Origin of the sequence: Mycobacterium paraffinicum (assembly GCF_025822865.1) — a bacterium.
Taxonomy (GTDB): Bacteria; Actinomycetota; Actinomycetes; order Mycobacteriales; family Mycobacteriaceae; genus Mycobacterium; species Mycobacterium paraffinicum.
Genome location: NZ_JACKUR010000014.1, coordinates 31,436 through 46,530 on the forward strand (window position 1 = coordinate 31,436; position 15,095 = coordinate 46,530).

General features: G+C 68.3%; 5 protein-coding genes. 2 read left to right on the forward strand and 3 right to left on the reverse strand.

The genetic code is table 11. From position 1 onward, the window contains the following. Window positions 1-303 precede the first annotated feature (303 nt). Entirely contained in the window at window positions 304-11,292 is a 10,989-nt protein-coding gene (locus tag H7J89_RS03835; protein ID WP_264036631.1) for a type I polyketide synthase, read from the forward strand. 39 nt (window positions 11,293-11,331) lie between these two features. Here H7J89_RS03835 and H7J89_RS03840 read toward each other — a convergent pair whose 3' ends face one another. Genes H7J89_RS03840 through H7J89_RS03850 form a run of 3 tightly spaced genes read right to left on the reverse strand, consistent with a single transcriptional unit; the run spans window position 11,332 to window position 14,044 of the window. Continuing rightward, window positions 11,332-11,754 carry a PPOX class F420-dependent oxidoreductase gene (locus H7J89_RS03840; RefSeq protein ID WP_264036633.1) on the reverse strand — a complete coding sequence of 141 codons (423 nt, stop codon included), beginning with the start codon at window positions 11,752-11,754 and terminating at the stop codon, window positions 11,332-11,334. Window positions 11,755-11,757: 3 nt separating this feature from the next. Beyond that, window positions 11,758-12,876 (reverse strand): acyl-CoA dehydrogenase family protein, encoded by a 1,119-nt coding sequence (locus H7J89_RS03845; RefSeq protein ID WP_264036635.1) that lies wholly within the window; start codon window positions 12,874-12,876, stop codon window positions 11,758-11,760. A 7-nt stretch (window positions 12,877-12,883) separates the two neighbouring features. After that, on the reverse strand, window positions 12,884-14,044 hold the full coding sequence (locus H7J89_RS03850; protein WP_264036637.1) for an acyl-CoA dehydrogenase family protein: 1,161 nt from the start codon (window positions 14,042-14,044) through the stop codon (window positions 12,884-12,886). 194 nt (window positions 14,045-14,238) lie between these two features. Between H7J89_RS03850 and H7J89_RS03855 the strand changes: the two genes are divergently transcribed. Continuing rightward, window positions 14,239-15,090: a ComEA family DNA-binding protein gene (locus H7J89_RS03855; RefSeq protein ID WP_264036639.1), complete on the forward strand. Its 852-nt coding sequence runs from the start codon at window positions 14,239-14,241 to the stop codon at window positions 15,088-15,090. Window positions 15,091-15,095 lie beyond the last annotated feature (5 nt).

Below are 15,095 nucleotides of genomic sequence, written 5' to 3' on the forward strand. Positions count from 1 at the left end.
CAGTTCCGGCCGGCCGGTGGCGACATCAAGATAGCTTCTTCGGCACCCACCGTCCCCGACATGCCGGGCTGGACGTGCTCAGCGACAGGCGGGGCCACCGACTAGGGTGATGGACGGCCCGGCGTGGGACGCAGTCTGGCATCCGGCGACACTACTCGCCGCGGGGGGAACGATTCTCCTGCGTATCGGGTCGGCATGTGGTGCAGTGGTCGGGTCGTACGGTTTGGTCCGGAGCTACGGACCCGTCGCCGGAGACCGGCCCTGGGGATCTACCTTCGCGGGTCGATGCGAGAGGACAGATGCATGGCAACCGTCGAAGCTCCAATGGAGAAGCCATCGGGTTTCGCAATAGTCGGCTACGCAGCGCGTGTTCCGGGTGCTGCTGACGCGTCGGAGTTCTGGGACGTGCTGCAGCACGGGCGGGATGCGGTGTCAGAGGTGCCCCCGGACCGGTGGGGTGTCGAGGAGTTCTTCGACCCCGATGCCGACGCACCCGGGAAGATTGTGAGCCGGCGGGCGGGCTTCGTCGACGACGCCGTGGGGTTCGACGCGCCGTTCTTCGGGGTCTCGGCGCGTGAGGTCATGCTGATGGACCCGCAGCATCGGCTGTTGCTGGAGACGGCATGGCAGGCGGTGGAGCATTCAGGCACGGCCCCAACGGCTTTGGCGAATACCAACACCGGGGTTTTCATTGGTCTGTCCACCCATGACTACCTGGCGATGGTCTCGGATGAGCTGAAGTACGACGCGATCGACGCGTACATGGCGATCGGGACGGCGGCCGCCGCGGCAGCCGGCCGGATCAGTTACCGGCTGGGGCTGCAGGGCCCGGCCGTCACCGTCGACACCGCGTGCAGTTCGTCGTTGGTGGCGGTCCATCAGGCCTGCCAAGCGCTGCGGCTGGGGGAATGTGACCTCGCGCTGGCCGGCGGCGCGAATGTCCTGCTCAGCCCCGCCACGATGATGACGTTTTCGCGGGCGCACATGCTCGCGCCGGATGGCCGCTGCAAGACATTCGACGCGGCCGCGGACGGCTACGTGCGCGGTGAGGGTTGCGGTGTCGTCGTCCTGAAACGGCTCGACGACGCGATCCGCGACGGTGACCGGATTCGGGCCGTGGTCCGCGGCAGCGCGGTGAATCAAGACGGCGCATCGGGCGGGTTGACCGTGCCGAACGGTGTCGCCCAGCAGCGCGTCATCGCCGAGGCGCTGAAGCGCGCCGGCGTCTCTGCCCGCGACGTGGGATACCTGGAGGCGCACGGGACCGGGACGTCGCTGGGCGACCCGATCGAAGTCCAGGCCGCGGCCGCGGTACTCGGCGAGGGTCGTGATGCGGGCCGGCCGCTGTTGATCGGGTCGGTGAAGACCAATATCGGGCATCTGGAAGCCGCCGCGGGGATCGCCGGGATCATCAAGGTCGTCCTGTCGCTCGAGCACCAGGTATTGCCCAAGCACCTGAACTTCGAGAACCCATCGCCCTACATTCCCTGGGATCGGCTTGCGGTGCGGGTGGTGGACGAGGCCACCAGCTGGGAGCGCAACGGCCGACCCCGGGTCGCGGGGGTCAGTTCGTTCGGGTTCTCCGGGACCAACGCCCACGTCATCCTCGAGGAAGCGCCCCAGCTCGCCGCGCCCGCGGAACCCGCCGCGCCGACCGCGGACGGACGATTCAGCGTGTTGCCGCTGTCGGCACGCACCCCCGCCGCCTTGGCGCAGCTGGCCGGTCGATACCGCAGCTGGTTGAGCGCGCATCCGGAAACCAGCCTGTCGGAGCTGTGCTTCACCGCCGGCGTCGGGCGAGCTCACTTCGAGCACCGCGCCGCGTTGGTGGTCAATTCGACGGAGTCCGCCGCCGAGTTGCTCGGGGCGCTCGCCGACGACCGTCCCGCACCGGGTTTGGTGCGGGGAACGTGCAATGACCGCCCGAAGACGGCGTGGTTGTTCCCGGGTCAAGGCAGCCAGTTCGCCGGCATGGCCCGGGAGTTGTTCGAAACCGAACCGGTGTTCGCCGAAACGATGACCCGCTGCGCGGCGGTGGTCGATGGCGCGCTCGAAAAACCAATGCTGGACGTCATTTTCGACCCCGGCAGCTCCGAAGATCTGCGGCGGACGACCTACGCCCAGCCCGCGTTGTTCGCCGTGGAGATGGGCTTGGCCAGGCTCTGGCAGTCGTGGGGCCTCGAACCCGACGTGGTGCTGGGTCACAGCGTCGGCCAGTATGCCGCCGCATGCGTCGCCGGTGTGTTCAGCCTCGAGGACGGAGCGTTGTTGCTCGCCGAACGCGGCCGCCTCTTCGGCGGTTTGCCGGCGGGCGGTCGGATGGTGGCGGTCTTCGCCACCGCGGAGCGGGTCGAGGGCTGCACCGACGAGTTCCCGCGGCTCTCGGTGGCCGCCTACAACGGTGCCAATACCGTGCTGTCGGGCCCCGCAGGGGATCTGGACCGGGCGGTGGCCGGCTTGACCGCCGACGGTGTTCGGTGCGAGTCGCTGGACACCAGCCACGCGTTCCATTCGGCGCTCCTGGACCCGGCCCTCGATGAATTCGAGTCGTACGCAAGCCGATTCGACTTCCGCCCGCCACAACGGACTCTGGTCTGCAACCGCACCGGCGCCGCCCTCGGCCGGAATGCGAAACTCGATGGGCCGTACTGGCGCCGCCACGCGCGCCAGCCGATCGAATTCGCCAAGAGCGTGGCCACCCTGGCCGATCTCAACTGCGCCATGCTGCTGGAGGTGGGTCCGCAACCGGTGCTCACCGCCGCGGCCTTGCGGGCATGGCCTGACCCGGCGGCGCCGCGGGCGATCGCGTCGTTGCGCCGAACCGGCGGCGACCACCGCCAGATCATCGAAGCCCTTGCCACCGCCTACGCCGGCGGTCACCTGCCCGACTTCGGGGCTCTGCAGCACGGGCCGATGCGCAAGCTCGACTTGCCCACTTATCCGTTCCAGCATCGCCGGTACTGGTTCCGCGACAACGACGTTCCGCCCACCCAGACGACCGAGAAAACCGATGCCCGCCGCACCGAAGCCGTCCAGCTTCTCGAGGACGGCCGGATCGAGGAACTCGCCGCGATGATCGACGGTGCGAACCCCAGCCGGCAGACTGCCGACGTGCTGACCAGGCTTGCGGCACAACACAACCAACAGCGGGAAACCGAGTCCATTGCGGATGCTCGGTACGAGATCCGTTGGGAGAAATCCGTTGCCGCGGCCACGCGCACGGACACCGTCTCCTGGCTGTTGATCGGCGATGACGCCGAAGCCGTCGCACCGTTGATCGACGCGCTGACCGCTCAGGGCCAGCCGTTCCGGATCGTCGGGCTGCCGGTGTCCGACGCCGACGAGGAGCGGCTCGAATCGACGCTGCGCGCGGCGGCGGCAGAGCAACCGACGCTACGCATCCTGCATTGCGCGGGTCTCGATCGGGGCAATGCGCCATCGATGCGTTCCTTGTTGCGGATGCAACACCATGTGCTGGGCGGAACGCGTCGACTCTTCCGCGCCGCGGCCGCCGCCGAAATCCGCGCACCCATCTGGCTGATAACCCTTGGCGCGCAACGCGTCACCATCGCCGACAGCGTACGGCCGGCACAGTCCTGTCTGTGGGGATTCGGGCGCGCCGCTTCCCTGGAGCATCCGCAATTGTGGGGCGGCCTGGCTGATCTGTCCGACGGTACTGCCGACGAGTGGACCCGGTTGATCGATCATGTGGTGGCAGTGCCGCGCGGCGAAGACCAAGTCGCGCTGCGAGACGAAGGCGTCTATGTCGCCCGGCTGACCCGGCGCGAAGGGCGGCCGATCGCAACACCGCTCGCCTTGCGTGCTGACGCCACCTATTTGGTGACCGGTGGATTGGGCGCGGTGGGACTGGAAATCGCCGGATACCTGGCCGCGCACGGTGCCGGGCACCTGGTACTGACGGGCCGGCGCTCGCCCAGCGATGCGGCGCAACGTCGCATCGATGCCATGGGCGAACAGTGGGGCTGCCAAACGCGGGTCATCACAGCCGATGTCGCCAATCCGCACGACGTTGCCCGCCTGCTGGCCACCGTGCAGGCCGAACTGCCGCCGCTCGCCGGGATCGTCCATGCCGCAGGAGAGATCGGTAACACGCCGCTGCGCAGCTTGGACGATGCCGAAGTGGATCGGGTGTTCGCGGGAAAGGTCTGGGGCGCTTGGCATTTGAGCGAAGCCGCCGCAGACCTGCCGCTGGACTTCTTCCTCAGCACATCCTCGATCGCCTCGGTATGGGGCAGCTTTGGCCAGACCGCCTACGGCGCGGCGAACGCCTTCCTGGACGGATTGTCCTGGCGGCTCCGCGAGCAGGGTGTCACCGCGGTGAGCGTCAACTTCGGTCCGTGGACGGCCGGCATGGCCGACGAAGACGCGCGTGCGCGACTGGAGCAACGCGGAGTCCGCACGATGCCGCCCGCGGACGCGCTGGCCGGGATGGCCGAGCTCATGGTCGCTTCTGTGCCGCAAGGGGTGGTGGCCCGGATCGACTGGTCCCGTTTCCTGCCGCTCTACCAGCAGGCGGGCAAGCGGTCCTTCCTCGAGGAGCTCGGACGCGAGGTGCCCGAGTCGGTGACGGCCCCCGAACCTTCCTCTGGGCCCACCCGGTTCGTGGAACAGCTCACCCTCGCCCCGGCGCAGCAGCGCAAGAAACTTCTCGTCGATTACCTGCGCGATGTTGTCGCCGAGGTGACACGGATCGACGCGGCGGAGATTCGCGAGGAGGCCGGATTCTTCGACCTGGGCATGGATTCGCTGATGGCGGTCGAATTGCGGCGCCGCGTGGAGCATGCGGTGGGCAAGGAACTGCCGGCAACCCTGGCGATGGACTATCCGCGCGTCACCGACGTGGCGGAGTACCTGCTCGCCGACGTCCTCGGCCTCACCGCGCAGGCGGGCTCCAAGGCGGCTGCCCAGCCGCCGTCGGTGTCGACCGGGTCCGCGGACGAGCCGATCGCGATCGTCGCGGTGGCGTGCCGTTTTCCGGCCTCGCCCGACCCCGAAGCGTATTGGGAGGTCCTGTCCGGGGCCGTCGACGCGATCCGGGAGATCCCGGATGACCGCTTCGAAATCGACGAGTACTACGACCCGGATCCCGAAACACCGGGCAAGATCTACAGCCGCAGCGGCGGATTCCTCGACGGGATCGGCGAATTCGATCCGGAGTTCTTCGGTATCTCCCCGCGCGAGGCCTTATGGATGGATCCGCAGCAGCGGTTGATGCTGGAGATCGCTTGGGAGGGCCTGGAACGCGCCGGGTATTCTCCTGCGGCCCTGCGTGGTAGCCGAAGCGGCATCTTCGTCGGCGTGGCCGCCAACGAATACTCACACCTGCTGTCGCGGGACTCGGTCGAGAGCATCGAAGCCCACTTCATCACCGGCAACGCGCTCAACGCCATCGCGGGTCGAGTCGCCTTCGCGCTCGGGCTGGAAGGACCGGCCGTGGCGGTGGACACCGCGTGCAGCTCCTCGCTGGTGGCCGTCCATCAGGCCTGCCAGGCGTTGCACTCCGGCGACTGCGATCTGGCGCTGGCCGGCGGGGTGAACGTTTTGCTGAGTCCGGCCTCGATCGTCGCCGCCTCCCGTGCCCGGATGTTGTCGCCGGACGGAAGGTGCAAGACCTTCGACGCCGCCGCCGACGGCTATGTGCGCAGTGAAGGCTGCGGTGTTCTGGTGCTCAAGAGGCTGAGCGATGCGCAGCGCAGCGGCGACCGCATCTGCGCGGTCATCCGTGGCAGCGCGGTCAATCAGGACGGCGCCTCCAGCGGTCTGACGGTGCCCAATGGGGGTGCGCAGCAACGGCTTATCTCCGCGGCGCTGGCCCGGGCCGGTGTTGCCGGTCCAGACATCGACTACCTCGAGGCGCACGGCACGGGTACCTCCCTGGGTGACCCGATCGAGGTGCAGGCCGCCGCGGCCGTCTACGGTGCCGGCCGCGACGCGAACCGGCCGTTGCTCATTGGATCGGCGAAGACCAACCTCGGCCACCTCGAGTCGGCCGCGGGGGTCGCGGGTTTGATCAAGGTCGTGTTGTCTCTGCAGCACGAGGTTCTGCCGCAGAACCTGCATTTCCAGAATCCCTCGCCGCATATTCCTTGGGACTCGTTGCCGGTGCGGGTGGTCGACAGGGCGATGCCCTGGCACGCCAACGGCAGGCCCCGCCGGGCCGGAGTGAGCTCGTTCGGGTTCACCGGCACGAACGCCCATGTGCTGATCGAGGAGGCACCGCCGCAAACGGTGACCGGCGACCCCGCAAACGGTGATGCGACGGCGCCGGAGTCGGGCGCCTCGGGTGACCAGATCGGCGTGTTTCCCTTGTCGGCGCGCTCGCCGCAGGCGTTGGCGGCGTTGGCGCAGCGCTACGGCACCTGGCTGGACGCACACCCCGAGGTCGACATCGCCGATCTGTGCTTCACGGCCGGCGTCGGGCGTTCGCATTTCGAACACCGCGCCGCGCTGGTCGTAGATTCCATCAAGGGCGCCCGCGACGCATTGGCGGAATTGGCCGAGGGCCGGGTGCGGCCGGGTGTGGCCCGCGGCGAGTGTGCCGACCCGCCGAAGACGGCGTGGCTGTTCACCGGTCAGGGCAGCCAGTACCCGGGGATGGCTCGCGAATTGTTCGACTCGGAGCCGGTATTCGCCGAAACGGTGACGAGGTGCGCGGAAGCGGTCGAAGGTCTGCTGCCACGTCCGTTGCTGGAAGTGGTGTTCGACACCGACCGGGACAGCGGGGGAGACGCGTTGCGGCACACCTCCTTTGCCCAGCCGGCACTCTTCGCCATCGAGATGGGCCTGGCCCGGTTATGGCAGTCGTGGGGCATCGAACCCGACGTTGTGCTTGGGCACAGCGTCGGCCAGTATGCCGCTGCGTGCGTGGCCGAAGTGTTCAGCCTCGAGGACGGGGTGCGGTTGATGGCCGAACGCGGCCGGTTCTTCGGCAATCTGCCCGAGGGTGGCCGAATGGTGGCGGTGTTCGCCGACCCCGAGCAGGTCGAGGACGCCGCCAAGCAGTTCTCCGGCGTTTCGGTCGCCGCCTACAACGGCCGCAATACGGTGCTCTCCGGTCCGGGCGCCGATCTGGAAAAGATTGTCGCGACCTTCAGCGATGACGGGATCCGTTGCACCTGGCTGGATACCAGCCACGCCTTTCACTCGGAGCTGCTGGAGCCGGCACTCGACGAATTCGAGTCGTATGCGGCGCGGCTGCAGTTCGCCACCCCGACACGGCCGCTGGTTTGCAACCGCACCGGCGCCGTGCTCACGGCGGAAACCGCGCTCGACGGGCAATACTGGCGGCGGCATTCCCGCCAGCCGGTGCAGTTCACCGAGAGCGTCCGCACGCTGGCGGCGCTGGGATGCTCGGTGTTGATGGAGATCGGTCCGCAACCGATTTTGACCGCGGCTGCGGTGCAGGTCTGGCCGGAACACTCGCCGACACCACGGGCGATCGTTTCCCTGCGCAAGGGCGCGGGCGCCCGGCGCCAGATGGCCGAAGCGCTTTCCGTGGCGTATGTCGCCGGACATCGGCCCGAGTTCGCTGTGCTGCAACGACTTCCACGCCGCAGGCTCGACCTGCCCACCTATCCGTTCCAGCGCCGGCACTTCTGGCCCAAGGCGTCCGGGATCGCGGGCACCGATGCCCAGGGCGGCACGGTATCCGCCATCTTGGGTGCTGAAAAGGACCTCGCCTCGGGTGACGTGGTCTATACCAGCCGGTTGTCCGTCAAGTCCCAGCCGTGGCTGTCCCATCACGTCATTTATGGCACCGTCGTCGTTCCCGGCGCGACCTACGCGGCGATGGCCCTCGCGGCGGTGGGGACGCCGGCTCACGTGCGAGACGTCTTCTTCTATGAGCCGATCATCTTGGCCGACAAGCAATCTCGCGAGGTCCAGCTGACATTGCATCCCTCCGAGGATCGGGGCGGCTGGACCTTCCAAGTGCACAGTCGCCCATATGGCGTCCGCGATGCCGAGTGGGCACTGAACGCCGATGGCGCCGTCTTCACCGGTGTCGACGAAGAGCCGGCAGTTGAGCCGGCCGACCCCGTCGACGCGGCGATCGAGCGGTTGAACCGCACCCGTCCCCAGCAGCTGTTCGACACCTTCGCCGACATGGAGCTGGCGTGGGGTCCCACTTGGTCGACGTGCCTGAAATCGCTGTGGGTGGGCGAAGGTGAGGCGGTCGGCGATGTCGTCGTCGGCGATGAACTCGCCGAACACCTGGGAAGTGAGCCGGTCCATCCGGTGCTGCTGGACCTGTGCACCGGCGTCGCCTTCCCGGCCTTCCCGGCGCTGCTGGCGGCGACCGAACGGGGAGCGGTTCCGGATCTGTTTCTCCCGCTGCGGTACGGGCGGGTGGTGCTGTCGGATCGGATGCCGCGGCGGTTCTATTGCCGCGCGAAGTGGCGTACCGGCGGCGTCGAAAGCGAAACCCAGGTCTTCGATCTCGATTTCGTGGATCGCAATGGCCGTCACCTGGGCGGGATACGCGAGTTCACCGTCAAACGCGCGCCCCGGGAAGCCTTGTTGCGTGGGCTTGGCGGCGATGTTTCCCGGCTGCTGTACACGCTCGGCTGGCATGAGGTGCCGGTGCCGGAGCCGATCAGCGATCCCGGGCCCGGCGAAAAGGCCCACGGCACATGGCTGATCGCGGGGTTCGACGAGCTGGCGGCCGCGTTGCCGGGTTGTATCCGGTCCGAAGGGGGGATGGGCCGGCAGGGCTGGCAGCAGCTCATCGCGCACGCGCAGGAGAGCGGCGCGCCGGTCACCGGCATCGTCTGGCGCGGCAGGGGCCGACCGAACGCGGAGGAGTCGAGTGACGAATTCAGCGCTCGGATGGAGGCCGACGTCGACAACCTCCTCGGCGCGATGCGCACCCTGCTGGCCGAAGAGGGAGTGCAACTGCCTGGTGGGCTGTCGATCATCACCGAACGAGCGGTGGCGACCGAACCCGGCGAGCAGGTCGATCCGGTGCAGGCGGCGCTGTGGGGACTCGGACGTACCGCCATCGCCGAGCAGCCCACGCTGCGCTGCAGGCTGATCGACCACGACGGATCGGATGCGGCCGCGCACTCGCTAGCGCGCTTGCTCCGCGCACCGGACGGATCTGTTCACGAGCCGGAACTGGCACTGCGGCAAGGAAAGTTCCTGGCATCGAGGCTGGTGCCGTGGGCGCGCAGCGGTCACCTTGCGGTGCCGCGCACAGGCGACTATGTCCTGGCGCCGACTGAACGCGGCGCCATCGACAACTTGCGACTCGCCGAGACGGAAGTGCTGTCGCCGGTTGCGGGCCAGGTGCAAGTTCGGGTGGAGGCCGCCGGTCTCAACTTCCGGGATGTGCTCAACGTGCTGGGCCTCTACCCGGGCGATCCGGGGCTGATCGGCGGCGACTTCTCCGGTATCGTCACCGAGTTGGGTGCCGGCGTAACCGGATTCGAGATCGGCCAGCGCGTCTTTGGCTTCATGCAGGGAGCGTTTGCCACTCGGATCAATGTTCCCGCTCAATTGCTGGCGCCGGTGCCGCACGGGCTCAGCGCGGTGGCCGCGGCGACCATTCCGGCTGCCGCACTCACGGCCCGGCTCGCGTTCGACTGGGCGCAGCTGAAGCCCGGTGACCGCGTGCTGATTCACGCCGCGAGCGGTGGTGTCGGACTGGCCGCCATCCAAATGGCGCAGCAGCACGGGGCGACCGTCTTCGCCACCGCCAGCGCCTACAAGCGCGCGACCCTACGCAAGTTGGGCGTCGAGTATGTGTACGACTCGCGCACAACGGATTTCGCCGAACAGATCCTCGCCGACACCGGCGGTGCCGGCGTCGACGTGGTGCTCAACAGCCTGACCAACGAGGGCTTTGTCGAAGCGACCGTGCGGGCCACCGCCCACAACGGTCGCTTGGCCGAGATCGCCAAGCGAGACATCTGGAGTCCGGAGCGTATGGCGGCGGCCCGTCCCGACATCGACTATGAAGTGGTCGCGCTGGATGGGACCATTCTGCAAGACCCAGAGCGCATCCGGCGATTGCTGGCCGAAGTGTCGGATGGGTTGGGCAGCGGCGAGTGGGCACCGCTGTCCGCCGGGATCTACCCGCTGAGCGAGGCCAAGACCGCGTTTCGGCGCATGCAGCAGGCGCGGCATATCGGCAAGATCGTGCTGCAGATGCCGAACCCGCTGCAGCCGCAGGGTGATCGGAGCTATCTGATCACCGGGGGCCTCGGTGCCCTCGGTTTGCACACGGCGTCCTACCTGGCCCAGCTCGGTGCCGGTGACATCGTGCTGACCGCCCGCCGCGCACCCGATGCGGCCGCACAACAGGCGATCGCCAACATCACTGAGCGTTACCGCTGCCGGATCCACACCCTTGCGGCCGACGTCGGCGACGAGTCCCAGGTCGAGGAGTTGCTGGAGCGGATCCGGGCGGAGCTACCGCCGCTGGCGGGGGTGGTGCACCTGGCGGGCGTGCTCGACGACGCGCTGCTGCCGCAGCAGAGTGTCGAGCGGTTCCGGACAGCCCTGCTGCCGAAAGCGTTGGGGGCCTGGAATTTGCACCGATTGACCAGAAAAGACGATCTGGACTTCTTCGTCCTCTACTCGTCGATCTCCAGCGTGCTCGGTTCACCCGGCCAGGCCAACTACGCAACCGCCAACGCGCTGCTCGACGGGCTCGTTGCCGAACGCAGAGCGCAAGGCCTGCCCGCGACCAGTGTCAACTTCGGTCCCTGGGCGCAGGGCGGCATGGCCGCTTCGGAGGCGGCGCGCGCGAATCTCGGTGCGCAAGGCCTCGTTTCGATGGAACCCACGGCGGCCCTCAATGCGCTCGGTGAAGTCGTCGCCCACGGAACGGGGCAGGCGACCGTGATCAAAGCCAACTGGCAGCGTGCCGCGAAGATGCTGCGCGGTTCACGCCCACCGATTCTCGACCACTTGCTGCCGAGCGACGCGGCGACGACACCTGGCGACAGCGAGCTGCTCAAGAAGCTGCACGAGGTGCCGGAGGCGGAGCGAGTCAGTTTCCTGACGGAATTCCTGCAGCACGAAGTACAACAATTCCTGCGGCTTGCGCAACCGCCCGCCGCGACCAGCCGCTTCCTCGACCTCGGTACCGATTCACTGATGGCGGTCGAACTCCGTAACCGGTTGTACGGCCAGTTCGGCGGCGCGTTCACCATCAGCGCCACGGCGGTTTTCGACTATCCGACGATCAGCTCGCTCGCCGAGTACCTGGCCAGTCAGGTGCCGGATCTGGACCCGGAGCCGATCGAACCCGTCGGCGCGCCCGGATGATCCTGGCGGTGAATCGGTTCGGATTCTTCGGCGCCGGCGTCAGTCGCTGATGTCGAATCCGGCGATGACCTTGGTCGGGCGCACCCGCACCACGAGTTCGCCGGGCGTGGAGTTGCGGCGGCCGAACTCCTCGGCGCGGTCGACGCCCATGTATCGGGCGCCGGCTCGGGTGGCGACGTCGAGCACGTCGGCTGGGTCATCGCTTACCGTCGCCACGCCCTGCACCTGAACGAACGAGTACGGCGGGTGAGGATCGTCGACGCAGATCACCACTCGCGGGTCGCGGCGCAGGGCACGGCCTTTCGACGTGTCGCGGCCGGTGTTGAAGGCCAGCTGGTCCCCGTCGACCACGAACCACACCGGCGCGACCAGCGGCCGACCGTCGCCGGCGACGTAGCCGAGCATCCCGGTACGGGTGCCGGCTGACAGGAACTCGACAACTCTGCCGGACAGCTTGGCCATGCGCTAGAGGCGGGCCAGGTCGTAGTCGCCGATGTGGTCGATCAGGTTGTGCAGGTGCTCGCCGGAGGTGCCCAGCGTGTGTTCGATCGCGGTGAGCCGGGCCGCATAGTGCGCCACCGGATATTCCGCGGTCACACCGATTCCGCCGTGCAGCTGGATCGCCTCCTGCGCGATGTGCCGGCCCGAGCGGCCGATCTGCAGCTTGGCCCGCGAGGCGATCACCGGATCGAAATTGCCGTCGGCGATCGACATCGACGCGTACAGGCCCATGCTGCGGGACAGTTCCAGCGACACGTACATGTCGGCCGCCCGCTGCGTGAGCGCCTGGAATTTGTTGAGCGTGACGCCGAACTGCTTGCGGGTCTTGAGGTAATCGGTGGTCAGCCGCAGCGCCTCCTCCATCGCCCCGACCGCTTCGGCGCACAGCCCGGCCTGGATGCGGATGATGGCGTCTCGGATGGCCTGCGACGCGTCGACGGCTTCACCCAAGGGTTCCGCCGGTGTCGCCTCGAAGTCGACCTGCGCGCCGCGCTGTCCGTCGAAGGTCCGGTACGGGTGACGCGTGACGGAGGTGCTTTCCGGGCTCGCGTCGACCAGGAACAGGCCGGTGCCGCCGTCCGGCAAGGCGGCGCTGACCACCAGGGTGTCCGCGCAGTCGCCGGCGAGCACCGGGTTCTTGCGTCCGGTCAATGTCCACGAATCGCCTTGCCGCGCAGCCTTGGTGCCCACGTCCGTGGTCGGCTTGCGGTGGCCGGGTTCCAGGTGGGCGAAGGCCAGCAGTCGTTGGCCGGCGGCGACGTCGTCGAGCTGTTCCTTCTGGGAGTCGGTGCCCAACTCGGCGATCAGCGCACCCGGTGCCAGCGCGGCGTGCAGGATCGGTTCGGGAGCCAGCCGGCGCCCCGCCTCGACGAGCACGACCATGATCTCGATCTGGCCCGCCTCCTCCGGGTCGAAGCCGAGGCCAAGGATCCCGGTGTCGGCGAGCTGACTCCATACCTCGCGGCTCCAGCCCAGATCGGAGCCGATCACCTTGTTGCGGCTCTCCGGGTCATAGCTGCGCGAGAGCAGTTCGCGGGTCGTGTCGCGCAGCAGGGTCTGCTCGTCGGTCAACTGAAAGTCCATGGCTGCCTCACAATCCCAGAATGGTGGACGCGATGATGTTGCGCTGCACCTCGTTGCTGCCGCCGTAGATCGACGTCTTGCGGTAGTTGAGGTAGTGCGGCGCACTGTGTTGCGCCCAGTCCGGAGACGCGATGCCTTCGCCGTCGGCCGGCAGGGCATCGGGCCCGGCCACCTCGACGAGCAGCTCGGTGGCGATCTGCTGCAATTGGCTGCCGCGCAATTTGAGCACCGACGAAGCCGGATTGGGCTGCCCGTTCGCGGAGTCCGTGACCACCCGCGACTGCGTGAGTTCCAGTGCCAGCAACTCGTTTTCGGCCTCCGCCAGTCGCGCCGCGAACAGGGGATCCTGCAGCACCCCGGTGGCCGCCGCGTGTTTCTTCACCTCGGCGAGTCGCACCTTGGTCCGGCCGACACCGGCGATGCCGGTGCGTTCGTTGCCCAACAGGAATTTGGCGTACGTCCAGCCCTTATTCTCTTCTCCCACAAGCTGGTTGGCGGGCACCCGGACGTCTTCGAAAAAGATCTCGTTGACCTCGTGGCCGCCGTCGATCGTCTTGATGGGCCGCAGCGTGATGCCGGGGGTCTTCATGTCGAACAGCAGAAACGAGATGCCCGCCTGCCGCTTGGGCGCCTGCGGGTCGGTGCGCACCAGACAGAAGATCCAGTCCGCGTACTGGCCGAGCGTGGTCCAGGTCTTCTGCCCATTGACGACGTAGCTGTCGCCGTCCCGCACCGCGGTGGTGCGCAAGGACGCCAGGTCCGAACCGGCCTCGGGCTCGGAGAACCCCTGGCACCACCAGATGTCGAGGCTGGCCGTCGGCGGCAGGAAGCGTTGTTTGACCTCCTCCGAACCGAATTCGGCGATCACCGGGCCCACCATCTTGGTGTTGAAGTTCAGCGGCTCCGGGACGCACGCCAGCTGCATCTCGTCGGCCCAAATCTGGTGCTGGGTCGCCGTCCAGTCCTTGCCGCCCCACTCGACCGGCCAGTTCGGTACCGCCAGACCGTGCTCGTGCAGGATCTTGTGGCTGGTGACGATGTCCTCGTGGTTCACCTCCGCCGAGCCCCGGCGCACCCGCTCGCGCAGCTCTTCCGGAATCTTGGTGGTGTAGATGGTGCGGAGCTCGTCGCGGAACGCGGCTTCCTCCGGTGTGAGCGCCAGTTGCACGGCGACCTCCTGTCGTCTGGGGTGAACGTGGCTACCAGCTTCGGATGGATGCCCGGTCCTGGCGATGCGTTCTTCGCTCCATCTTGACCCATCCCGTACAGCGGTTGTGCACAGCCTCGGTTTAGTCCACAGTCTCAGGTCGCGGCGCCGCCGGGTGGGGCGGATCTGGCGGTCGGCGCACCTACGGTCGGCGCATGCGAACAGAACTTCCCGCCGAGCGTCTGCAGCGGCGACTCGGGGCCGAACCGGACGCCGAGCCCGACGGCGCCGCGTCGACGTCGGCCGGGCAGGCGGTGGACGAGGACCAGAATTCGCTGCTGCCGCGGTGGCTGCCCGGTGTGTCGCCCGATCGGGGGTGGGTGGGCAGGCTGCGCGCCGACCCGGGACGTGCCGGTGCCATCGGGTTGGCGATCGTGGCCGCGCTGGCCGTTCTGGTCACGGTGTTCACGCTGCTGCGCGACCGGCCGGCGCCGGTGATGTCGGCCAAACTGCCGCCGGTCGAGAAGGCGTCGACGGCGAGCCCCAAGTCGTCGGCGAGCCCAAGTGCCGGCCCCGACCGGCCGGTGGTGGTGAGCGTGGTGGGCCTGGTGCGCAGCCCGGGACTGGTCACCCTGGCGCCCGGGGCGCGCGTCGCGGATGCGCTGCAGGCCGCTGGTGGCGCGGTGAACGGGGCGGACACCGTCGGGCTGAACATGGCGCGTCCGCTCGGCGACGGCGAGCAGATCGTCGTCGGGCTTCCGCCCGTCCCCGGGCGGCCTGCGGCGTTGGGCAGCTCGGTGGCCTCCGGTTCCACACCGACATCCAAGCCACCGCCACCGCGGACCGGAGCGGGGCCGGGGAAGCCGAAGGCAGGGGAGGTGCTCGACCTCAACACCGCGACCGTGGAGGACTTGGACGCCCTGCCCGGCGTCGGGCCGGTCACGGCCGCCGCGATCGTGGCCTGGCGGCAGGCCAACGGCAAATTCACCAACGTCGACCAGCTCGCCGACGTCGACGGCATCGGGCCCGCGCGGTTGGAGAAGTTGCGCGCCCTGGTCCGTGTCTGAACACC